This window comes from Halosimplex aquaticum (assembly GCF_028747785.1).
GTDB classification, from domain to species: Archaea; Halobacteriota; Halobacteria; order Halobacteriales; family Haloarculaceae; genus Halosimplex; species Halosimplex aquaticum.
Window position 1 is genome coordinate 3,331,949 of the sequence record NZ_CP118158.1, and the last position, 22,803, is coordinate 3,354,751.

Annotated in this window: 15 protein-coding genes, 1 tRNA gene and 1 pseudogene; 11 read left to right on the forward strand and 6 right to left on the reverse strand. The window is 66.7% G+C overall.

The genetic code is table 11. The features are described from left to right. Nucleotides 1–47: 47 nt before the first annotated feature. The gene (locus PSC72_RS16730) at nucleotides 48–1,334 is read right to left on the reverse strand and encodes an extracellular solute-binding protein (protein ID WP_274322561.1); all 1,287 of its coding nucleotides are present in this window, start codon (nucleotides 1,332–1,334) and stop codon (nucleotides 48–50) included. A 195-nt stretch (nucleotides 1,335–1,529) separates the two neighbouring features. Between PSC72_RS16730 and PSC72_RS16735 the strand changes: the two genes are divergently transcribed. Further along, nucleotides 1,530–3,080 carry a TCP-1/cpn60 chaperonin family protein gene (locus tag PSC72_RS16735; RefSeq protein WP_274322562.1) on the forward strand — a complete coding sequence of 517 codons (1,551 nt, stop codon included), beginning with the start codon at nucleotides 1,530–1,532 and terminating at the stop codon, nucleotides 3,078–3,080. A gap of 62 nt (nucleotides 3,081–3,142) precedes the next feature. Here the strand turns inward: PSC72_RS16735 and PSC72_RS16740 are convergent, their stop codons facing one another. Then, a complete protein-coding gene (locus PSC72_RS16740; protein WP_274322563.1) occupies nucleotides 3,143–4,804 on the reverse strand; it encodes a TCP-1/cpn60 chaperonin family protein in 1,662 nt (553 codons plus the stop codon). Nucleotides 4,805–5,051: 247 nt separating this feature from the next. Here PSC72_RS16740 and PSC72_RS16745 point away from each other — a divergent pair, with 247 nt between their 5' ends. From PSC72_RS16745 to ptsP, 6 genes are all read left to right on the forward strand, one after another. Then, nucleotides 5,052–6,614 (forward strand): substrate-binding domain-containing protein, encoded by a 1,563-nt coding sequence (locus tag PSC72_RS16745; RefSeq protein ID WP_274322564.1) that lies wholly within the window; start codon nucleotides 5,052–5,054, stop codon nucleotides 6,612–6,614. A gap of 296 nt (nucleotides 6,615–6,910) precedes the next feature. Continuing rightward, nucleotides 6,911–7,945, forward strand: coding sequence for a hypothetical protein (locus tag PSC72_RS16750; RefSeq protein ID WP_274322565.1), 1,035 nt, complete (start codon nucleotides 6,911–6,913; stop codon nucleotides 7,943–7,945). A 6-nt stretch (nucleotides 7,946–7,951) separates the two neighbouring features. Beyond that, complete coding sequence (locus PSC72_RS16755) at nucleotides 7,952–8,887, forward strand: carbohydrate ABC transporter permease (protein WP_274322566.1); 936 nt, start codon at nucleotides 7,952–7,954, stop codon at nucleotides 8,885–8,887. Nucleotides 8,888–8,889: 2 nt separating this feature from the next. Beyond that, nucleotides 8,890–9,729 carry a carbohydrate ABC transporter permease gene (locus PSC72_RS16760; RefSeq protein WP_274322567.1) on the forward strand — a complete coding sequence of 280 codons (840 nt, stop codon included), beginning with the start codon at nucleotides 8,890–8,892 and terminating at the stop codon, nucleotides 9,727–9,729. A gap of 141 nt (nucleotides 9,730–9,870) precedes the next feature. Then, nucleotides 9,871–11,004 carry an ABC transporter ATP-binding protein gene (locus PSC72_RS16765; protein ID WP_274322568.1) on the forward strand — a complete coding sequence of 378 codons (1,134 nt, stop codon included), beginning with the start codon at nucleotides 9,871–9,873 and terminating at the stop codon, nucleotides 11,002–11,004. Between the two features lie 271 nt (nucleotides 11,005–11,275). Further along, on the forward strand, nucleotides 11,276–12,985 hold the full coding sequence (gene ptsP, locus PSC72_RS16770) for a phosphoenolpyruvate--protein phosphotransferase (protein WP_274322569.1): 1,710 nt from the start codon (nucleotides 11,276–11,278) through the stop codon (nucleotides 12,983–12,985). Between the two features lie 159 nt (nucleotides 12,986–13,144). Here ptsP and PSC72_RS16775 read toward each other — a convergent pair. Beyond that, nucleotides 13,145–13,414, reverse strand: a pseudogene (locus PSC72_RS16775) (ABC transporter permease subunit); the annotation flags it as partial. A gap of 366 nt (nucleotides 13,415–13,780) precedes the next feature. On the opposite strand from PSC72_RS16775, the gene PSC72_RS16780 reads away from it, so the two are divergent. Both PSC72_RS16780 and PSC72_RS16785 read left to right on the forward strand, forming a co-directional pair. Then, on the forward strand, nucleotides 13,781–13,942 hold the full coding sequence (locus PSC72_RS16780; protein ID WP_274322571.1) for a hypothetical protein: 162 nt from the start codon (nucleotides 13,781–13,783) through the stop codon (nucleotides 13,940–13,942). Nucleotides 13,943–14,080: 138 nt separating this feature from the next. Further along, a tRNA-His gene (locus tag PSC72_RS16785) sits at nucleotides 14,081–14,152 on the forward strand. 362 nt (nucleotides 14,153–14,514) lie between these two features. Here PSC72_RS16785 and PSC72_RS16790 read toward each other — a convergent pair. Then, a complete protein-coding gene (locus PSC72_RS16790; RefSeq protein ID WP_274322572.1) occupies nucleotides 14,515–14,928 on the reverse strand; it encodes a hypothetical protein in 414 nt (137 codons plus the stop codon). Nucleotides 14,929–16,276: 1,348 nt separating this feature from the next. Here PSC72_RS16790 and PSC72_RS16795 point away from each other — a divergent pair. Beyond that, nucleotides 16,277–18,832, forward strand: a complete 2,556-nt coding sequence (locus PSC72_RS16795) for an outer membrane protein assembly factor BamB family protein (RefSeq protein ID WP_274322573.1) — start codon at nucleotides 16,277–16,279, stop codon at nucleotides 18,830–18,832. Nucleotides 18,833–18,902: 70 nt separating this feature from the next. Here the strand turns inward: PSC72_RS16795 and PSC72_RS16800 are convergent, their stop codons facing one another. Beyond that, on the reverse strand, nucleotides 18,903–19,853 hold the full coding sequence (locus PSC72_RS16800; protein ID WP_274322574.1) for a hypothetical protein: 951 nt from the start codon (nucleotides 19,851–19,853) through the stop codon (nucleotides 18,903–18,905). Nucleotides 19,854–20,382: 529 nt separating this feature from the next. On the opposite strand from PSC72_RS16800, the gene PSC72_RS16805 reads away from it, so the two are divergent. Continuing rightward, nucleotides 20,383–22,242: a hybrid sensor histidine kinase/response regulator gene (locus PSC72_RS16805; RefSeq protein ID WP_274322575.1), complete on the forward strand. Its 1,860-nt coding sequence runs from the start codon at nucleotides 20,383–20,385 to the stop codon at nucleotides 22,240–22,242. An 89-nt stretch (nucleotides 22,243–22,331) separates the two neighbouring features. Here PSC72_RS16805 and PSC72_RS16810 read toward each other — a convergent pair whose 3' ends face one another. Further along, a complete protein-coding gene (locus tag PSC72_RS16810; protein ID WP_274322576.1) occupies nucleotides 22,332–22,622 on the reverse strand; it encodes a PadR family transcriptional regulator in 291 nt (96 codons plus the stop codon). Nucleotides 22,623–22,803: the final 181 nt, after the last annotated feature.

Here is a 22,803-nt window from a genome sequence, read left to right on the forward strand (position 1 = left end):
TGTACTTGGCGTCGAATTCCGTGCACGTTCGCTCACCGGCGTGCCCGTCACAGCAGCCCCATGCTACTGTAGAGCTGTCTGATGTTCGCAGCGGCGTCTTCCAGCGCGGTCTCCGGGCCCTTCCGGCCGCGCATCGCGGGCGTGATCTGTTCTGAGAGGTAGGCGTCGACGCGGGACTGGGCGAGATAGGTCTCGCTTTTCGCGTGTTCGAGGTTGTACCGCATGTCTTCGAGGAGCCCGTTCGGATACTGGTCGCGTACCTCCGGGTCGTCGTAGACGGCGGGGACGACCGACGGGTTCCCTTCGACCAGCATGTCTCGCTTTGCCGACTCGGTCGTCGTCATGAACTCGGCGAACAGCTTGGCCGCGCGCTTGCGCTGGGAGAACGCCGACACGCCGATCCCGTTGGTGTCCTGGAACGTGGCCCGCGACGCCGGCCCCGCCGGTGGTTTCGCGGTGCCGAGGCGGTCGGCGTCCCACCCGTCGGCGTCGAGCGTACGGGCCCCCAGCGGCGTCCACGACTCGACGGTCGCGAGCCGCCCGTCGATGAACGCGCGCCGGACGCCCGGCTGGCCCAGCTCCATCGCGTCGGCCGGCAGGACGCCGCGGTCGCCGAGTCGCCGGAGGAACTCCAGCGCGACCGACCCCTCCTCGACGAAGACGGGCTCGTTCCCGTCGAACAGCTGGCCGCCCGCCTGGTAGAGGAACTGCTTGAACGTGAACACGTCCTTGTTGGCCCACGGAACGGCGAATCCGGCGCGCTCGTCGCCGGTGAGCATCTCGCCCGTCTCGAGGAGTTCGGTCCACGTCCGCGGCGGGTGGTCGTAGCCGAGGCGGTCGAGGTAGTCGCTGTCGTAGAGGAAGGTCCCCCACTTGCCGAGCTGGGGCGCCATGTACACCCGCCCGTCGAACGTGACGAGGTCCCGGAGGTTCTGCGGGAACTTCTCCATGTGCGACGCCGGGAGGTCGAGCGGTTCGAGCCACCCCGACTGGACGAAGTCGGCCAGCCACCACGTCGGGCCGTTCCAGACGTCGATCCGGGACGACCGGTTGTTCCAGACCGTCGTCAGCGTGGTCTTGAGGTCCGGCCACGGCACCTCGGGCACCTCGACGGTGATCCCCGTCTCGGCCTCGAACCGCTCGATGTTTCGCCGCGTGCCGGGGTCGAACTGCAGGTCGCCCGCGTTGTAGAAGACGATCCGGTCGGCGAGGTCCCGCGAACTCGCGGTGGCCGACCGCCGCGCCAGCGCTCCCCGGGCACACCCCGCCAGACTCGCGCTCGCCCCGGCCGCGGCCGCCAGGAACGCGCGCCGCGATTCGCGCTGGCCTGCCATCACCCGAGCGTTCCGCGCGCGAACACTTAACGTGACCGCCGGTTGTGGGAGAACAGACAGGACCGTTCACGATCCCGGGTTCGTACCGGTGTATAACGGCGACGAACGCTAGAACCCGATCGTTCGTGTTTGTAGTTGACTGAATGTGACTGTTCGAGGGTAAACTACAAGCGGCTGGCCGCGGGACAGTGTGGCATGGACACGACGCGACGCCCCGGGGACGGGGAGGCGACGCCGACGGTCGGGGACGAGGTGCGTCGGATCTGCGACTCGGTCAGGTCGACGCTCGGTCCGTGCGGGGCAGCCAAGCTCGTCGTGACGCCGGACGGGTCCGTTTCGACGACGCCGTCTGGCCGACGGGTGGTCGATCTGCTGGCCTTCGACGGACCCGAGGCGAGCCTGCTCGAAACGGCGGCCGAGGACGTGGTCCGAGAACACGGGGACGGCGCGACGACGACGCTCTTGCTCACCGGCGAGCTCCTGTGGGCGGCCGACGAACTCCGAGAGCTGGGCCTCGCCCGCTCGACCGTCGTCGAGGGGTTCCGCGAGGCCGCCGCGGTCGCCGTCGAGGCGGTCGCAGACCTGCGCCGACCGTCCGGGACCGTCGGCTTCGACGCGGTCGCTCGAACGGCGCTGACGGGGGTCCGGGACCCCACCGCACGGGCGACGGTCGCAGACGGCGTCGCGCGGCTGGCCGAGGCGGCCGACGACGGACTCGACGGCGTCGACGTGGTCTCGCGACTCGGCGGGACGCCGGGGTCGACCGACATCGTCGACGGCGTCGTCCTCGACAGGCGGCCCGTCGACCGGTCGATGCCCCGGCGGCCGGAGCGCGACGGCGTCGTCCTCTGTTCGGAGACGGTCGACGTGCCGTCGGTCGACCGCGACGTCTCCCTCGACGTCGACGGGTTCGACGGCCGCGCGGCGGTGGGCGAGCGCGAGCGCGAGCAGTTCCGGACGGCGCTCGCGGACCTCGTCGCGGCCGACTGCGGCTTCCTCGCGACCGAGCGCGCCGTCAACGACCGGGTCGAATCGATACTGGGGGCACACGGGGTCCTCGCCGTCGACCGGGTCGACGCGGCGGACATGGAGCGACTCGCCAGGGCGACCGGCGCCACGGTCGTCCCCGACGTCGACCACGTCACCGCCGAGGCGATGGGTCGGGGGACGGCCAGGGTGGTCCGGAAAGCCGGGCGGGACTACGCGGTGGTCGAGGGCGACGCCGACGACGCCGTGGCGACGCTGTTCTGCCGCGCTCCAGACCCGCGAGCGGTCGAGACGTTCGAGGCGTCAGTCGAGAGCGCCATCGCGGCGGTCGACGCGGCCGCTCGCGGGGGAACGATCGTCCCCGGCGGCGGCGCCACGGCGATGCACGCCGCGCGCGAGATCCGCGGGCACGCCCGGGCCATCGACCACCGGCGCCGACTGGCGGTCGAGGCGTACGCCGACGCGCTACTCGCGGTCCCGCGGACGCTGGCCGCGAACGCGGGCGCCGACCCCGCGAGCGCGCTCGCCGAACTCGCGAGCGCACACGCGACCGGGCAGGCGACGACCGGCGTCGACGCCCGGACCGGCGAGATACGGGACTGCTTCGGCGAGGAAGCTGTCCTCGAGCCGCCGTCGCAGGTTGCCGGCGTCTGGGGGGCAGCGACCGATCTCGCGACCCAGGCGGTGCGCATCGACGAGCGGCTCCCGGCGTCGGACCTGCCCGAGACCGGCCCGGTCGAGACGGACGGCGAGGCGTAGCTGCGGCTGGCGGGCGATCTGTTCTGTGGCCCCGGGGATCGAAAGCCGACCCGCGAGCGGACTCAGGATTCCGTCTCCGGGCGGACGGCGGCGAGGTCGACGCCCGGGTGGAGCACTTCGTCGACGGTGAGCAGTTGCGTCGCGAGCGAGCGGGCGGTCTCGACCGCCTCGGACGGGACGCGGCGCGGATCGAGGATGCCCGCCGCGACGGCGTCGCGCGTTCCGTTCCCGTCCGCGGCGACGCCGACTGCGGCCGGTTCGCCGGTGTCGTGGGCCGCGCGGAGCGCCGGGAGCACCGCGTTCGGGTCGCCCCCGGCGTTGCGGACGAGTTGCTCGGGCACGCGTTCGAGCGCGTCGGCGAACGCCTCGACGGCCAGCTGTTCGCGGTCGGCGATCCCCGGCGCGTACTCCCGGAGCGAGGCCGCAGCGGCCATCTCGGCCGCGCCGGCGCCGGGCAGCACCTGATCGTCACGGACGGCGGTCGCCGCCGCTTCGACGGCGGTCTCGAGCGCGGCCTCGGCGCGGTCGCACCCGGCTTCCGTATCGGCGGTCGCGACCAGCGAGACGCAGGGGCCGTCGCAGTCGTCGAAGACCGCCCAGCACTCGTCGCCGACGCGCCGCTCGACCACGCTCCCCGCGGTGCCGAGCGCGCCGGCCGTCACGTCGTCGGGATGGGAGACCACGTCGGCGCCGGTCGCCCTCGCGATACGGTAGACGTCCTCGACCGGCGTCTCGACTTCGTCGACGACAGCGACGCCGCGGCTCTCGAGGGTCGCCGCGAGGTCGGCCTCGACCTCGGGACGGGAGACCAGCACGTCGACGCCGAGTTCGAACAGTCTGTCCGCGAAGTCCGCTCGCGCGGCCGCGCGCTCCTCCGCGTATCGCCGCGCGCCCGCCGCCCCGTCGACCGAAACAGCGTCACCGCCCCCGGCCACGGACTCCCCGAACTCCAGTTCGTCGTCGACGATCGCGACGGTCGCGTCCTCGATCGGGTCGGTGATCCCCGGTCGGGGGTCGAACTCGGTGGGGACGTGCTCGGCGGCCTGCGTCCCCGTGGCGAACCGGCGGGCGACGACGCCCCGGTAGATGCCGGCGGGCGCGTCCCGGGCGGCGATCACCGTGGCGTACTCGGTGTCGAGGGCGTCGTCCGCCGCCAGCCGCGAGACCGCCCCGGCGACGGCGGACACGTCGTCGTCGGGCAGCGAGTCCAGGCGCGTCGCCGCCGTCCGCGCGACCGCCGCGAGTCGCGCGTCGTCGTCCGGGTCACACGGCTCGGCGAGCGCGTCGTACGTCTCGCCGATTCGGCTCGTCGCGAACGCGTAGCCCCTCGCGACGGTCGTCGGGGCGAGCCCTCGCTCGACGAGGCCGAGCCCGCGCTCGACGAGCGCCGCGGTCAGGAGCGTCGCCCTGGTCGTCCCGTCACCGTGCGCGCGCTCCATCGCGTCCACGGCGTCGACGAACAGCGCCGCGACGGGGTGTGAGAGGCCGCCACCCCGCTCGATGGCATCGAGCATCGTCCCGGCGTCTGCGGTCCTGACGACCTCGCGCTCGTCCTGCGCGTCCGCCGTCTCGATCTGGGTCTCCAGTCCGTGCGGCCCCAGCGAACTGGCGACGAGGTCCGCGAGCCGCGACGTCGGGCGTCCGACGAACGCGCGCGCTTCCGCTCCGCCGAGCGCCCACGCCGCCCGGTCCCGCTCGCTCGCCGTTCGTGTCGATCCGTCCATGCAGACCCGATCCGCTCCCCGCGACATAAATCTGGCCCCGGAACGAACAAGAACAATCATTCTCTGGAACTCGATCAGTGACTCCCATTTCGTGAGTGGTCCACGATATCTGGATTAGGGGCTGTTTACTACGATCGTAGCTAGATACCGTTCACTTACGGGCCCGGAGATGGCCCCAATCGAAACCATACAATCAAAAACGCACAGAAACATTTATTGTGGGTGGTTGTGCATGTGACGGAGAGGCATGGTGGACGAAGACAACGGCGAACGAGACCGGATCACGAGGCGAAACGTGGTGAAATCGGCCGGCGCCCTCGGCGCAGTCGGTGCGCTGGGATCGCTGGCAGGCTGTACAGGAGACGGCGGTGACGGCGACTCGACGACCGGTGGTGACGGCGGTGCGAGCGGCGACGGCGGCGACGGCGGCGATAGCACCGAGGACTCCGGCGACGGCGGAGGCGGCGACACCGAGACCGACAGCGGGAGCATGGAATCGGTGACGATCTCGTTCTGGTCGGGTGACGCGGCCGAGAGCTCGGAGACGCGCTCGTGGTTCCAGGAGTCGATGAAGAACTACCAGAACAAACACACCAACGTGACGGTCGACTTACAGCCCATCTCCTACGGCGACATGGGCAGCAAGCTCACGTCGGCCGTCCAGGCGGGCAACTCCCCGGACATGGCGCAGGGCGGTACGACCGCGCTGCAGTTCTACTTCAACGACAAGCTCGCCGACCACGGGACGTTCATCGAAGGCACCGACGGGCTCCCGGACAACTGGACGCAGTCGAACATCGACGCGGCGCAGTACCGCGGTAACTGGTGGGCCGGTGGCTCACCCCGCCACACCTACACGATGCTCGGCATCAACGCCAACATGTTCCGCGAAGCCGGCGTCTCCGGGCCCGAGGAACTGGAGACGTGGACCGGCTTCCGCCGCGCGGTCAAGAAGGTCCAGGAGCAGTTCCCTGACGCGTGGGCCTACGAGGAGACCGGGACGCCGGGCGACCTCGAGACCTACTGGGGGCAGGCCCGCACCTCCTACACGGACGGGACCGACCCCTGGTTCGACGGCAACGGGGACGAGGCGACGCTGAAAGTCGGCGAGACCGACCGCACCGACGGGATGATCAAGAACACGATCGACATGGCGAACACGTTCTCGAGCAGCAAGTCCGCCTCCCGCGGCGACGAGAACATGCCCCAGTTGCTGCTCACCCAACGGGCGGCGTCGTACACGTACGCGGTCGGGAACGCGCCGAAGTACCGCTCGGTCAAGAGCGACGTCTCGTTCGGCTGGGACGGCGACATCTGGCAGGGGCCGATCCCGAAGCTCGACGCGAACTACGGCGAGGAGTTCGGCATCGACGAACTAGCCGGCAAGGAGGGCCAGCACGGCGCCCACGCCTGGGGCCTCGAGCAGCAAAAGCAGGTGTTCTCCGGGAGCGACAACCCCCAGGAGGCGTGGAACCTGCTGAACTACACGAACACGAGCGCCGACCACCTGGCGGAGCTGTACGCGACGATCTACCCGGCCGCGCCGACCTACGAGCCGCTCAGTGACACGATCAAGTCGGAGTACGGCGACCAGCTCTCCCAGCCGCTCACGGCGATGCTCAACGCGGCCCAGGAGTACGGGCCCCAGTACAACGTCACCGGTGCCGCCTGGGACCTGAAGGAGACCTCCCAGATCCGGTGGACTGACATCAACGAGCCGATCAGCCAGGCCATCGCCGGCAAGTTCGGCCCCGACAAGGCGGTCTCGACCATCGTCGACAACGTCAACAAGACGATGAGCGGCAGCTGAGCCCGCCGCTCGGACGACGGCTCGCCCGCCGCCCGAACGCCGCATCGACACCCGGACGCCGCCGGTTCCGAACCGGCGACCGACCGCGCCCGCGGTCGGGATCGCGACCGGCGAACCGCGCTGCCCCGACGCTCGAAGCAACCGATGCTCCACGGACTCACGACCGACAGCAACTCGCGACGGTACCGGCGAGGACAGCACGTCCAGCGCTCGCGCTCGCGTTCGGGCGCGTGTGAACAGCGAGGCGTGAGCCGACCGAGCGCGGTCGGCCGTCGCCCACGGCGGGAGGGACGGCTGTGAACTGGGCACGTGCGACCGCGCTGTCGACCGGCGTCACGCTCCTGGCAGTCACGCTCTGGGCGAGAGTGCGCTACGGGCCGGCCGGGGGCGCCTTCCTCGTCGCCGGCGCGCTGGCCGCCCTCGCCGCCTCGCTCCCGTGGACGAGCGCACGCCTGAACCGCCGCCTGTTCCGGTGGCGACGACGGCGACAGGGCGGCCGCGCGGTCGTCGCCGCGCCGGCGCCCGCCGGGCGCGAAGCGACGCTCGACAGGATCGAGGCGCGCCTCGCGTCGGTCGACGGGCTGGACGTGAGCCGCGACTCCTTCGCGGACGGAGAGGGGCTGGCTGTCGGGCAGACGGGCCTCCACGGCACCTTCGTCCACGTGGCCGACGGCACGGTCGTCGTCGGCGGCGAGGACCCGACGGTCGACGCGGTCGTCGACGCCCTCGACGCGGTCCTCGCGACCGAGTTCACCGCGCGGCAGACGAACCCCCTCCGCGGCCCGATCCCGCTCAGGGGAGCGCCCCGGATCGCGCTCTGGCTGTGCCTGGGCTGTCTCCTCACCGCGACGGTCGTCGCGGGGACGGGCGGCGCGTACGCGCCGTCGACGTACAACCCGGCCGAGCGGACGGTGCTGGTCTCGATCGACTTGCAAGCGGCGCTCGCGCCCGACGCCGGCCGGACCGACGCGCGCCTTCGGAAGGCCGCCGTCCTCACCGAGATGCTGGCGGAGGAGGCCGTCGAGATCCGGTGGCTCGGCAACGACACCGAACGGATCCGGACCCAGCGACGGCAGGCGGCGCAGATCCGTCGTGACGCGGCGCGGTTCCTCGCGTTGGCCGCCGAGGACGCGCCTCCCGAGCGAGTCGCGTCAGTGCGGTCGACGCTCAGAGATGCGGAGCGCGAAGTCGAGCAGGCCGTCCACGAGTCGGGCGTTGCGGCGCCGCGGCGGACTGACGTGACTCGCTCGACCGGCCTCGCGGCGTCCCCGTCGACCGCGGGCGAGCGCCGGCACGCGCCGCGGCGACCACCGGCGGCCACGATACCATAGCAACCCATGTCACAACCAACCGACACGGCGAAGATCGCACAGTACGTCGGCGAGGAGTCGCTGACGGACCGCATCCGCGACCACTGGATCGGCTACCTGTTCATCGCGCCGACGTTCGTGATGTTCGCGCTGCTGTTCTACTTCCCGATCCTCAGGGGCGTCTGGCTGACGTTCACGAACTTCTCGATCGACGGGTCGAACGCCTTCATCGGGCTCGACAACTACTTCTGGCTGGTCTCGAACGACCTGTTCGTCTACTCGCTGGGCTGGACGCTCGTGTTCGCGTTCGGCGCGCTCGCGCTGCAGTTGTTCCTCGGCCTCCTCGCGGCGCTCCTGTTGAACGAGGTGCGCAAGGGGGTCGGCGACTGGCTGCAGGCGGTCGTGTTCTCGCCGTACTTCGCGGCGCCGCTGGCCAGCGGCGTGATCTGGATGTTCTTCCTCGGGCAGAACTACGGGTTCGTCGCCAGACTGTTCCGGCAGTTCGGCCTCCAGCCGATCGCCTTCCTCGCGGAGGGGGTCTGGCCGTTCGTCTCGCTGATCGTCGCGCAGGCCTGGCACGACTACGCCTACGCGGGGATCATCTACGCGGCGGCGCTGAAGTCCATCCCGCCGGACCAGTACGAGGCGGCCGCGCTCGACGGCGCCGGACGCCTCCGGCGATTCCGCGACGTGACCCTGCCCCACCTGCTGACGCCGACGGCGATCATCCTCGCGATCCGGACGACGTGGAACCTCGCGGAGTTCGCCCAGCCCTACCAGCTGACGGGCGGCGGGCCGGGGACCTCGACGATGCTGCTGTCGATTCTCACCTACCGGGTCGCCTACGTCAACTTCGAATTCGGCCGCGCGTACACGATCGGGATGGTGATGATCGCGATCTCGATCGTCGCCGCCGTGGTGTACCTGAAAACGATCCAGAGCGAGCAACAGCTCTACGTCTGACCATGTTGAACGAAACGAGACGCAACCGAGTCGCACTGTACGTCGGCATCGCGACGTTCCTCCTCGTCGCGTTACTGCCCTACTACTGGGTGTTCCGCACGTCGCTGCTGACGAGCTTCGCGGCGATCAGGCCGGAGGGGCCGTTCGTCCCGTTCCTCGCGGAGGCGTTCACGATCCAGAACTACGTCACCGTCTTCGAGAACTACAACTTCCCGCTGTACTTCCGCAACAGCATCATCGTCTCCCTCGGGAGCACCGCGCTCTCGCTGGTGTTCGCCATCCCGGGCGCCTACGCGTTCGCCCGGCTGGACTTCCCGGGCCGGAAGCTGCTGTTCTACACCGCGGTGTTCACGATCATGTTCCCGTGGATCGTGATCACCATCCCGGTCTACGAGGTGTACTTCAACCTCGGGCTGTTGAACACGATGCACGGCGTCGTCATCGCGCTCGCCATCTTCATCCTGCCGCTGTGTCTCTGGCTGCTCCAGGGCTTCTTCCGGCAGGGCATCCCGGAGAACATCGAGGAGGCGGCGCTCATCGACGGCACGACGCGGGTCGGCGCGTTCTTCCGGGTGGTGTTGCCCCTGTCGATGCCCGCCATCGCGGCGACCGCGCTGTTCTCGTTCCTGAACGCCTGGAACAACTTCCTGTGGGTGTTCATCCTCACCAGCGACCAGAGCGTCCGGACCGCGACCGTGGCGATCCACTACATCCTCGGCAGCGACACGCTCCGGGAGTGGAACATCCTGATGGCCGCCGTCGTCCTGCTGGTGCTCCCGCCGGTGCTGTTCTACGGGGTCTCCCAGCGCTACGTCGGCGAAGGTCTGGGGGGATCGATGTGACCGACGCGCGCCACAGGCACGGACAGGGCGAGGCGGCACTTTCGAGCGACGCAGACACGACCATGATCGAACGACATCTCGGTTCCGACGGTCGAGGCATCGCCCGCGCAGTAGTTCCAGCGGTCGCCGGAGGTGGTCGCCGTGGCCCGCGTTGAGTTCGACGACGTGACGAAGGTGTACCAGGGCGACCAGGACATCCTCGCGGTCGAGGGGCTGGACATCGAGATCCCCGACGGGGAGTTCACGGTCATCGTCGGACCCTCGGGCTGTGGCAAGTCGACGACGCTGCGGATGGTCGCCGGCCTGGAAGACGTCACCGACGGCGACATCCGGATCGGCGACGAGGTCGTCAACGACGTCGCGCCGCGCAACCGCGACATCGCGATGGTGTTCCAGAGCTACGCGCTCTACCCGCACAAGAGCGTCCGCGGCAACATCGGCTACGGGCTGCAGCTCAGCACGGACCTCACCGACGAGGAGATCGACAAGCGCGTCGAGGAGGCCGCCGAGATGATGGGCATCGAGGACTTGCTCGACAAGAAGCCGGGCGACCTCTCGGGAGGCCAGCGCCAGCGGGTCGCGACCGGTCGCGCCATCGTCCGCGAGCCCGCCGTCTTCCTCTTCGACGAACCCCTCTCGAACCTCGACGCGAAGCTGCGCAAACACATGCGGACGGAGCTCGCGCGCATCCACGCGGAGCTGGGGATCACCTCCATCTACGTCACCCACGACCAGGAGGAGGCGATGACGCTCGCTGACCGCATCGTCGTCCTCAACGAGGGGACGCTCCAGCAGGTCGCCCCGCCGAAGGTGGTGTACAACGAGCCAGCCAACCGCTTCGTCGCCAACTTCATCGGGTCGCCGACGATGAACTTCTTCGACGTCGAAGTCGACGGCGACCGCCTCGTCGCCGACGAGTTCGAGTACGCGATCGGCGACGCCGTCCGCGAGCGCGTCGCCGACGGCGACCGCCTCACGCTCGGCGTGCGCCCGGAGGACGTCGAGGTCGACGGCGACGCGCCCGACGAGCGGAGCGTCACCGCCACCGTGGAGGTCGTCGAAGTCGTCGGCTCGGACAACGTCATCTACCTCGACCTCGGCGGCGAGGAGTACCGGGTCCGTACCGACTCCGCCGTCGAACCCAGCCACGGGACGACGGTGCGGACGACCTTCGACGACTCGGACATCCACCTCTTCGACGCCGACACCGGCGAGGCGCTGTTCCACGGCCCGGCCGACCTCGACACCGCACAGCCGTCCGCCCGGTCGCCGTGACCTGGCCCGGCCGGGGCCTGAACAGCGCAGGCCCGGTCGGTCCGGCCCCGACCTCGGTCAGGTCGTCCGGGCGGGAGCGGTCCGACAATCCTCGACGTAGAACCTCGCGTCGGCGCGGGTCCACCGGGAGCGGCGAAAGCGTGATGTGGCGGAGACCCGGTATCCCAGTATCGGATGCTCACAGGCAGTCACTCGTGGTCGAGCGGCGATACCACCCGGGCGCCCGTCGCAGTGACGCGCCCGCTCCGGTCGCTCGCGGAGGTGTGATCGCGTGACCGGACGGCGCGTCTTCGAGGGCGAAGGGCTCACGCCACTCGCCGGCGCGGGACCGATTCACCGGTACCGACCGGACGCGGGGATCGCCGTCGAAGCCGTCGAGGCCGACGACCCGGCCGCCGAGCGCGAGCGCTTCCAGGCCGCCCGCGATGCGGCTCTGGCGGACCTGGAGGCCCTCGAATCGCGGACGGCCGACGCGACCGGCGACGCCGAGGCCGACGTGTTCCGCACCCACCGGGCGTTCCTGACCGATCCCACGCTGGAGGGGGCCGTCTTCGACGGCATCGACGAGGGGCGGACGGCGCAAGCGGCCGTCGACGAGGCGTTCGACGCGGTGATCGCGGCCTTCGAGGCGAACGACGGCCGGGTCGCCGAACGGAGCGACGACCTCCGGGACCTGCGCGAGCGCCTCCTCGCCGACCTGACCGATACGGCATCGGACCTCTCGTCGGTCCCGTCCGGCGCCGTGGTCGTCACCTCCGAACTCCGCCCGAGCGACATCGGCGCGCTGGACGCGGACGACGTGGCCGGGCTCGTGTCGGCCCGTGGGTCGCCCACGTCACACGCCGCGATCCTCGCCCGAGCTACGGAGATCCCGGCCGTCGTCGGCGTCGATATCTCGCTTGACGACCTCGGCGGCGGGACGCGGGCGCTCGTCGACGGGACGACCGGTCGGTTCGTCGTCGCTCCGAGCGACGCGGAGGTGGCGAGCGCCGGGAGCGACGCGGCCGCCGACGCCGGAGCGGTCGTCGACGCACCGGTCGAGACCGCCGACGGCGTCTCGGTCGCCGTCACGGCCAACGCGAGCACGCCCGCCGCCGCCGCGAGAGCGACCGAACACGGTGCCGACGGGATCGGGCTCTGCCGGACGGAGTTCTGTTTCGCCGGCCGGGACGCGCCCCCGACGGAAGCGGAGCAGTACGAGACCTACCGAGCGACGCTCGACGCCGCCCCGTCGTCGCGAGTCGTCGTCCGGACGCTCGACGTCGGGGGCGACAAGGCGGTCCCGGGTCTCGGTGGCGGGGGAGCGCCGACGCTCGATGGTGGCGAGTCGGCTGCCGGTCCGCTCGGTCGACGCGGCATCCGCCGTTCGCTCGCCGACCACGCGGGAGCCTTCGAGACGCAACTGCGAGCGCTCTTGCGAGCGAGCGCGGATTGCGATGGACTCTGCGTCATGTTCCCGATGGTGTCGACGGTGGACGAGTTCCGGACGGCCCGCGAGCGACTGCGGGGTGTCGCTGCGGACCTCGACGCCGACGGCGTCGCCCACGGGGACCCCGACGTGGGAGCGATGGTCGAGACGCCCGCCGCAACGCTACTCGCCGACGAACTCGCCGCGGAGGCTGACTTCCTCGGGATCGGCACGAACGACCTGACCCAGTACGTGATGGCCGCCGGTCGCGACTGCGAGGCTGTCGCCGACCTGCACGACGGCCGCCAGCCCGCGGTTCTGCGCGCGATCGCCACCGTCGCCCGGAGCGCCCGCGGCCGCGACTGTCGGCTCGAAGTGTGCGGCGAACTGGCCGCGGATACCGCACTGACGCCGTTTCTCGCGGGCCTCGGCGTCGACGAACTGAGCGTCAGCCCCGTCAGCGTCCCCCCCGTCAAGGCCGCGGTGCGGGCCGTCGACACGAACGACACCACCGTCGAGGAACTACTCGGCGCCCCCACGCGCTCGGCAGTCGAGGATCTGCTCTCGGAGTGAGGTCTGGAGTGACGCGAGGATAGAACAGCCGGTCCGCGAGGTCGAAGCGGAGCGGAACGACGGCTTCGAACAAATCGACGGTCTCACAGCCGAAAACAACCGAGGACCTACCCATTGGCGACCCCGGGGACGTGGAATCGGCCGGCGAACACGCTCCTCTCAGAGGTCCGCGGTGTCGAAGCGGTAGTAGCCCACCGCGAGCGGGACCACCATCCAGAACGCGAGTACGACGAGCCCGATCTCGGGGACCGCGTAAACGGCGTCGACGCTCGCGCCGGCGAACGTCTTGGTTGGGAGCGACGCCGCGACGTCGGGGAGGAGCGAGAAGCCGTTGACGACGTAGACGTTCCCCAGCGGGACCACGTCCCAGCGGAACTCGAAGACCACGAAGAAGCCGATCGCCAGCGTTGTCGCGCGCGAGGTGGACCCCCCAGCGCGAGCAGGATACCAGGCGGTGTTCGTTGCCCAGCGCGCCCAGCGCGTCGACCTGCTCATCGTCGGGGGTGGGGCCATCGCTCTCCGATCGCGCGCTGGTGTCCGTCGGTTGCCCGCGGTCGTCTGGTGGCATACGCGCCCTACCGCTGACCACGGCACGATCGCGGTTACGTCTATGCGGTAAGGCCGTGTTACGCCGGGAGTACAGCCCTCCGGCCTCGTACACAGGCATCTACTCTCCGGTCGCATCCGCCCGCACCCCCCGGGGGGCTACACTCATAGGGTCGACTCGCACACCGGGATAACAGACATAGCAACGATCCTTACCCCGCCGTAGGTCGTTCCTACAGTTGAGAACTCATGCACGAGACCAACGCCACCCAGATGCAGACGGACGCTTCCGAACAGCGATACATCACCACCCAGTACGGCGACGGCGGCGAGCAGATGACCCTCCTCCACGACACCAAGAACGAACAGGCCTGGATCCAGTCTAACTACGCCGTCGACGTCACCCGGTAAGCCCTCCCGGATATACGACCCCTCCACGCGAGTTCCCCTACTCGGCCCGTGGCCGTGACCACCGTTCGCACTCCGATCCGGGAGTCGTAACGTATTTCAATTCTACCCGGTTATCCCAAGACGCCTCAACGAAGCGTGTCCGGGTTGGGGTAGTGGTTATCCTTCAGCCTTGTGGAGGCTGAGACGCGGGTTCGATTCTCGCACCCGGACCTTTAACAATTCTCCTGGAGTTGAAGTGCATAGAACGGTGCGTAGAGATATTTTAGGGCCGAATCTCATTTCGATCAAAGCATCTCTGACATAGGGCGCTCGTGGACAGAATCAGCGATCTTGGACCGAAGTGCTTCCTCCTCGTCGAGCTCGGCCTTCCGGTGGCAACTACTACAGAAGGCGATCACGTTCGAGAACTGATGGGCGTCGGTGAGTTAGTGGCCGTCGGAGGTCTCGAACCATCAGACCGGCGTGATGTGGTTGTTAGTTTGTTGCGATAATTGGTAAAATTCGAATAGAATTGCCGCAGACCGAGAGTTCACTGCCGTGCGATCGCCGCTACCGCTCCTCCACAGGGAGAGCTATTCGAACGAATCCCACTCAGTTTCTGTGCCGAGGATCTCCGCGAGCGAGGTGACCATCGACTGCAATTCGTCGATCTGTGCTTGCTGGTGCTCGATGACCTCCTGTAACTCGGCGATGTCCGTCTCAGTCTCGTCGTATTGTTGGTTGATCTCGTCGACGGCCTCGGAGTACTTCTCCATCGCCTCGGAGAGATGGGTGATATCCTCGTCCGTCGCCAGCCCGTGTTGGTCCGGCTCACGGAGCATCTCTCTGTGCGTGACGATGGCGTCGGACACGCTCTCGCTGCCCTCCGGAAGGGCGATTTTCAGCCCGTTTGACGCTGCTGGGTCCTCGCTGGACGACTCGCTATCGGATTCAGCGGCCTGCTCCTGTTCGGCTCCTGCGTTCGAGTTCGTCGGTTTACTGCTCATGTGAAAACAGGGGGGTTGCAGTAGCATAAAACATCGTCAGACATATGAATTGAGTGTGATAGGACGCGGTCGCCTACTGCACTTTTTCGTGCGTCATCAGCCCACTTCGCGTGGAGGAAATACTGATTCCCATCGTCGAGTACAATCTCACCTGATGAACCGCCTCGGGGTGAGTCCCGGGGCACTCGGCCTTCTCTGCCTGTGGAATCTGCAGTACAGTGGCAGTCGTCAACGAACAGCCGCTTCACGATGTCTCCGAAGAAGCGGACTCCGACGGAGCCAGATCAGTCTACTCGGGCATTTCCCTGCATCCGGACAGCACGGACTCCCGGCACTGGAACTCGCCGGTGCACTCGTCGCAGTCCTCGGTCGCTACGGCTGAGTCGTCTCCGTCGGTACGTTGGTCAGACACTATTTTGAAGTCTGATTGCGCCGTGGACGCGTCGAATCGCGACGGCGGCGCGGTGTTTGCACGCGCTGTCGTATCCGCGGACGCGTGCCGACCGGATCTCGTGATACCCGACCGTCCACAGTCCTGACTCCGCTCTCAGTGAGCGACTGACAATGAGTGGAGGTCGAGTGGGGTGGTGATTCATGAGCCACGGACCACGTCGACCTGCCAGATTGGGACGAAACAGGATTGCTTCGTCACCCGCTTGTGCGGGCATGAGAAATTATCTATCAAAAACACTTGTGGCTTACGATCGTTTACAGCCCAAATGACATCAATTTCGTATCGGCTTGGGTTCAATAATCGCATTTCAATACGTGAATCGGTGGATCTGTCTACTCACAGTATACGCTGGTCCGAGGCACCTGTTGACGACAGTCCCGTTTGAACCACCTCAGATACTTTCTTCCTCTCGTCCATCTCCCTGCGCATGGACGTGGTTTTCAACCGTCTACCACCCAGAGTCTCAGCAGTTCTCTTCACGTTCCTTGCTGGAGTGCTCGTTCACATCGCCGTTTCTGTCAACAACTTTACTACCCGCACATCGGTAGTCCCACGCCGCCGTTCATCGATGCGACCGCGGCATCGGCGACACAGAGTTGAAGAGCTAGACAGAAAGAGGGGGATCACAGCCCTGATTTCAGAGAACCCAGTGAGAGACGACCCCGGATAGCGGCCCGCTCTGAGATCGGCGACCGGAAGAAGCGCTTTCGAGACCGCCGATAAGCGGAAAGAGAGTCGTTGTACAACAAGCGCCGACAGCGGGCAAAGTGTACGGGTACCGGTAGTTGATACGGTGACCGTGTCGCAACAGATGATCCCGGTAACGGAACCAATGCGACCAGGAAATTGATGCAGGTGGGAAAAATATTTCAATGGTAATTCAAATTAGACATTATGGAATTTCCGGACGGGAACCGGCGTCAATTCCTTCGAATCGCTGCCGCGTCGATGGCCGGGTCATCGCTTTCACGTCCGGCGCTCGCGAGCGATCGAGCGGTGGGCGGGACGGACCCAGTTCAGGGAGATGGAAATTGGCCGGTTGCCGGGCACGACAGCCGGAACTCCAGTGTCGCCCCTCACGCCGGGCCCGTAACGGACGGATTCGAAGTCGACTGGCAAACATCTGCGATCCAGGGAGTGAATCCACCGATTATCGGGAACGAGCGGGCCTATGCAGGTACTCCCGACGGGGTAGTCGCCTTCGATCCCGTCGACGGGACCGAGCTCTGGCGTTCGCAGACGGAGGGGAGCGATTTCGCGCCAGCGATCGGAAACGGACGCCTCTACGTCAGTTCGTCGAAAGACCTCGTCACTGCGCTGGATCCCGAGTCGGGGGAGCAGGTGTGGAGCGCTTCGATAGACGACGCGGCATCTGCTCCGCCGGTCAGCGACGGCGATACAGTCTACGTTTCGGGGAACGACAACAGATTATACGCGCTATCGGCGGATACTGGCGACACCGACTGGGCGACGGACGTTGGCGCGAGTAATGGAATGCCCGCAGTCGGGGATGGAGCCGTCCACGTGGTTTCGTTCACGGGGAAAGTGACCGCACTCGATACGCAGAGTGGGGACATCAGGTGGGAAAGACGAATGGGCACCTCTACCGTGAGCGGCGCGGCCATCGGTGATGGACGAGTCTACACGGGGACCTTCGACCGTGTTCACTGCCTCGACGCCGCCGACGGGTCCGATGTCTGGACGTTCAACTTGCCCAGAAGTGACCAGCTCGTGGCGACTCCGGCCGTCGCTACCGACTCGGTTTTCGTCGGGTCGTCGAACGCGGTCTGGGCAATCGACGCGCGAACCGGCGATACCAGATGGTCTACGGCTGTAGAAGCCCTCGTCACCGATATTATCGTCGGTGACGGAATCGTATACATCGCCGACGACGGCGACTACGTCTACGCGGTCGATCGCGGAGACGGTTCCGAGCACTTGCGCGGGCAGTTTCCGGTCGACCAGGGACGATTGTCGATCGACGATACGCGGTTGTACATGGGTGGCGCGGGCACTGTCGTCGCGTTGCGAAATGCAACTTCGACCGAACAGCCCGCGCAGGGAACGGGGACGATGCGTAGAGAGTGGTCGGCAGAGGGGGGAGGGGCCTATCGATTTTCGTCCGGTTCGTCCGATCCGACGGTATTCGTCGGGAACTTCGACGGCCGTATCTCTGCCCTCTCTGCGGCATCCGGATCGACCCGGTGGCAGACCACGCTCGACGGGCCGATTCAGCGGCCACCAGCGGTCGAGGAGGACCGTGTGTACGTCGAACAATTCTTCGGAGATCTCGTCGCGCTGGACCGTAACACTGGAAAGATACAGTGGAACTACGAGATGGAGGGCGGAGACTCGCGACCAGTCGCCGCCGACGGCGTGGTGTATACAGGGAGTCGGCGCGGTGAGGTCATCGCTGTTGAGGGGCAATCGGGGGAGGAGAAGTGGGCCACTTCGGTTTCGAGTACGAACGGGCTCGTCGACCCCGATCTTCTCGTCGGGGCGAAAACCATTTACGCGAACGGCGGCCGTGTTCGAGCGATCGACGCGGTGAACGGCTCCGAGATATGGGGCCGTGATACGGGCGGAACTGGCGGTCTTCCGATGGCGTTCTCGGATACGACGTTGTTCGTTCCTCGCGGGAACACGGTTGGGAGTGACGCCCAATTCGTCGCGTTAGAGTTGGCGAGTCGCAGTGAACGCTGGAGCCGAACGATGCCCGCGGTTCGCGGCCGGCCGACCGTCGACGACGACACGATATTCACCCCGTGCGAAGACGGGGCGCTCTACGCGCTGAACGTCGAAACCGGAGAGGAACGATGGCGGTATCAAACTGGGGGCCGGTTGCGTGCGTCCCCGGTCGTGAAGCGAACCCCGACTGCGAGAGACGACGTCGTGTTCTTCGGCGGCGCGGACGAGCGAATCTACGCCGTCAACGCGAGAACCGGAGCGTTGCTGGACTGGCTCGACGTCACGGGAGAGATCACCGGGCCGCTCGTCCTCCACGACGGATCACTGCTCCTCAGCCACGATACAGTCACGACGATCGACGTTTCGTCTGTCGCGCCGGAACCCCCGGCGACTACCGACGACGATAGCGCCAACGGTGGTAGCACCGACGGCGGTAGCACCGACACGGTGACCGATAGCAAGACGACAGTGCCGACTGAAACGCGCACGGCAGAGCCGACGCCGCGGAGTACCGATTCGCCCTCTCCGACGACTGAGAGCGCGACGCCTGAGACCGACCGAACGCAAACGAAAGCCAGCGGGACTACCGATTCGGAACAGCGCTCAAACAGTTCGACCGCGGCTCAAGAAGACGCAGGAGACGATAGAACCGCATCCAGTGGGCCTGGATTCGGGGCCGGGACCGCCCTAGCAGCGGTCAGCGGTCTCGGACTCGCTCACCGCCTCCGTGACGACGATTCGCCAGACTCCGAATCGAACTAACCGTCTTGACGAACCGGCACCCCGGTGCGGCAAGGTGTGAACCCGCTACGGGCCGTCGTCACCGACGGTGTCAGTTCGATCGCGTTTCATTCACGCCCGGATTGACAGCCGACATCTCGGGGGTGTCCATCTGTTCGGCAATATGGGCCCAGTCATCGAACGGCCCTTTGCGGGCGTATCGAGTGTGGTATTTCCCCGAATTGTAGTTCATCGTGCTCGGGTACTTCGAGAGAGAAACCGATCGGGAGTCGATACCCTCGTAGTCGGACGGGCTGAGGCCGACCGAGTGGCCCAGTTCATGCATAAAGACACTCGCCGCTCCGCGGTAGTTCCCCCTGGCGTTGAACACGAACCACGGGCCATGGGGCCCGTGCCCGGCTAACCCACCGACGTCGTTCCCGTCACTTTCGACGTCCTTGACTGCGACGGCGTAGTGGTATCCGTACCCGCGCCTGTCAAACCACTCTGACTGCAACTTGTCTACCTTCTGGCCGTCGACGGTCCCGACATCCGGCACCTCCTCGTCGACAATAATGTGGAGCGAGATCCCGTTCGTGCCGTCCGGATTCGTCACTGGAGCTTCCGAGTAGCGTCTCGTAACGAGCTCTCGCGTGCCGGGTTTGAACTGAACGCCTTCCACGTAATCTACCTCGACGAAGACGTCCATGCGTAGCGGATCTGACCCGTTGAGATACTGCAAGTCGGATAGTTCCGCCCCATCAGCGAAGCCGTCTCCGTCGGTGTCTGGATTCGTCGGCTCTGTCCGGAGGGAGGTGACTTCTCGGCCGTCGGCGAGCCCGTCGCCGTCGGAGTCGTTGACCGCTGGGTCCGTCCCGTGTGTGGTCACTTCCTCGCTGTCGTTCACCGAATCTCCGTCAGTATCTAATCGGAGCGGATCCGTATCGAATTGGTCGACTTCGGACTCATCGGTCAACCCGTCGTCGTCACTGTCCGGGAGCGTCGGGTCGGTACCGACCTCGCGCTCACGCGCGTCGGCGAGGCCATCACCGTCCGAGTCCACGCTCGTCCCAGTCGGAGTGGTTTCGTTCGGACCGGGCGACGTTCCCGCGTCGTCAGGGTGTCCCCCTCGGTCGAGATCGATGCCACCAGGACCAGCACACCCCGCGAGCGCCAAACAAACCGCAAGTACGATCAATCGGTTCGCGGTATCCATTAGATCACTATCGATCAACATAACTATGTAAATATCTTCGTGATCGGCGGTCCGCCTGCATGCCGGCGAACTTCCCAATCACGGACACAGATATCCGAATCGGTTCGTGCGTCGAAGCGTGGCTACCTCTGGGCGGGATGCTGTCCACGGGCAGTCCGCGAACGCGCTCCACAGCGGATGACGGTGAGAATTCGTTTCCCGCGGATACAGGGGACGACTTCCGAGCGCGCACGTCTGTGGCGGGCCGAACCCGAGATACCGGGGGACCGGCGGCAGCCGACCGAACGACACGGTGAGAGACCTGGACGCCGACCGCGGATTCAGCGTTGATAGCCGCACCCCAATTCTTATTCGAGCGTTCGACCGAGTCTCTCGGATGCACCCGTCGACAGCGACGTCGGAGTCGATTCGAGTACTCCATGTCGACGACGAGCCGGACCTCGTCGATCTCGTGGCCACCTTCCTCGAACGCGAAGACGAGCGACTCACAGTCGAGACGACTTCGACCGTCGCCGACGCCGTCGCTCGGCTCGACGAGGCGGATATCGACTGCGTCGTCTCCGATTACGAGATGCCCGGTCGGAACGGTCTCGACTTCCTCGAAACCGTTCGGACGGACCGGCCGGATCTGCCGTTCATCCTGTTCACGGGCAAGGGGAGCGAGGAGATCGCGAGCGACGCGATCTCCGCCGGTGTCACCGATTACCTCCAGAAGGAGACGGGCACCGAGCAGTACGCCCTCCTCGCCAACCGCGTCATCAACGCCGTCGAGCGAGCGCGTGCCGAACAGGCCGAGCAACGGCAGCTCCGCGCGATCGAAACCGCCCATGAGGGCATCAGCATCCTCAACGCGGACGGCGAGTTCATCTACGTCAACGAGGCCTACGCGGACCTCTATGGATACGACCGGGAGGAGATGATCGGTGCGCACTGGTCGCTCATCTACCCCGACCAGGACACCCGATCGATCCGGGAGACGATACTCCCGGCTGTGCGAGCGAACGGGTTCTGGCGGGGCGAAACGACCGGTCTCCGTGCAGACGGGAGCACGTTCGTCGAAGACCACCGCCTCGCCACGACCGACCACGGCGAACTCGTCTGTACGGTGCTCGATACGACCGAGCAGCGGAGACAGAAACGGGCGATCGAGGAGCTGCACAGCACCGCCCGCGCACTCATTCAGGCCGAGACCGCCGAAGCGGTCGCGGAGATCGCTGTCGCAGCCGTCCGTGACATCCTCGATATGCCGGCCAACGGGGTCCACCGCTACGACGAGTCGGACGACAGGCTGGTGCCGGTCACCTGGACCGACCGGACCGAGGAACTCGTCGGCGAGCCGCCGGTCTTCGAGTCCGGCGAAGGGATCGCCTGGGAGGCGTTCGCGGCGGGTGAGCCGCTCGTACACGACGATATCGCGACCAACGAGAGCCGGTACAACCCGGACACACCGATCCGGAGCCAGTTGGCCATCCCGCTGGACGACCGCGGCGTCCACCTCGTCGGCTCGCCCGAACCCGCCGCGTTCGACGAGACGGACGTCTCGCTCGCGAAAACGGTCGCCGCACACGCGACGGCGGCGCTGGAACGCGTCGAACGCGAACGAGAACTCACTCGGCAGAACGACCGGCTCGCGACGTTCACCGATGTCGTGAGCCACGACTTGCGAAACCCGCTCAACGTCGCGATCGGCCGTCTAGAAATGGCACAGAAGGCCTGTGACTGTCCGCATCTCGCGGACGTCGACCAGGCGCTGACGCGGACGGAGACACTGCTCGACGATCTCCACGCGTTCGCTCGGGCCGGGATAGCGACGCTCGATCCCGAACCCGTCGATCTCACGACTCTCTGTCGAACCTGCTGGGGACACGTCGAGACGGGCGAAGCGACGCTGATTACCGACACTCAGCAGGCGGTACACGCCGACGAGAGTCGCCTCCAGGAGCTACTGGAGAATCTCTTCAGGAACGCGGTCGAACACGGGGGCGATGGGGTGACTCTCACCGCCGGCGACCTCGAAGACGGCTTCTACGTCGCTGACGACGGGGTCGGGATCGCAGATGCCGACAAGGACGTCGTGTTCGACTACGGGTATTCGACGAGTCGGGACGGGACGGGGTTCGGTCTCTCGATCGCCCGGGAGATCGCCGACGTTCACGGCTGGGACCTCCGCGTCACCGATAGCGAGACGGGCGGTGCACGCTTCGAGATCCACGATACAGAGACGAGTGAGAGGTGACTGAGCCGACGGCAGGCTCCGGCTATTCGATGGCCTCCACGGCCGTCAAGCCGTGGCTCTGCCTGTCCCACCTCTACCGAGATCCCCTCTCACGCGGGCTTGCCGTCCGCGTCGACGTACTGGGCTTCCCAGTCTCGTCGGGCCTCGATCTCCCGGCGCCCGCGTCGGGTGAGACTGTAGAAGTTGGTCCGCCGATCTCGTTCGCCCTTCTCGACGAGCCCCTTGTCGACGAGGGTGTCGAGGTTCGGATACAGCCGGCCGTGGTGGATCTCCTTCTCGTAGTAGTCTTCGAGCTCTTCTTTGATTGCGAGACCGTGCGGTTCGTCCTGGCCAGCGATGGCGTACAGCAGGTCGCGTTGAAATCCGGTCAAGTCGAACATTGAACTAGTTCCTGATACGACTGCCAGACGGTTAATTCTATCGAGATCCCGGGATAGTTGTGGCGAAAGTACAGTTGTGTAACTACACCGTCGCATAGTAGATCAGAGATGACGGTATCTCGAAGTGCGGACCAGGAACGTAACCGCCCCCAGTGAAAGTGGATCCAGTTTCGCTCCGGTG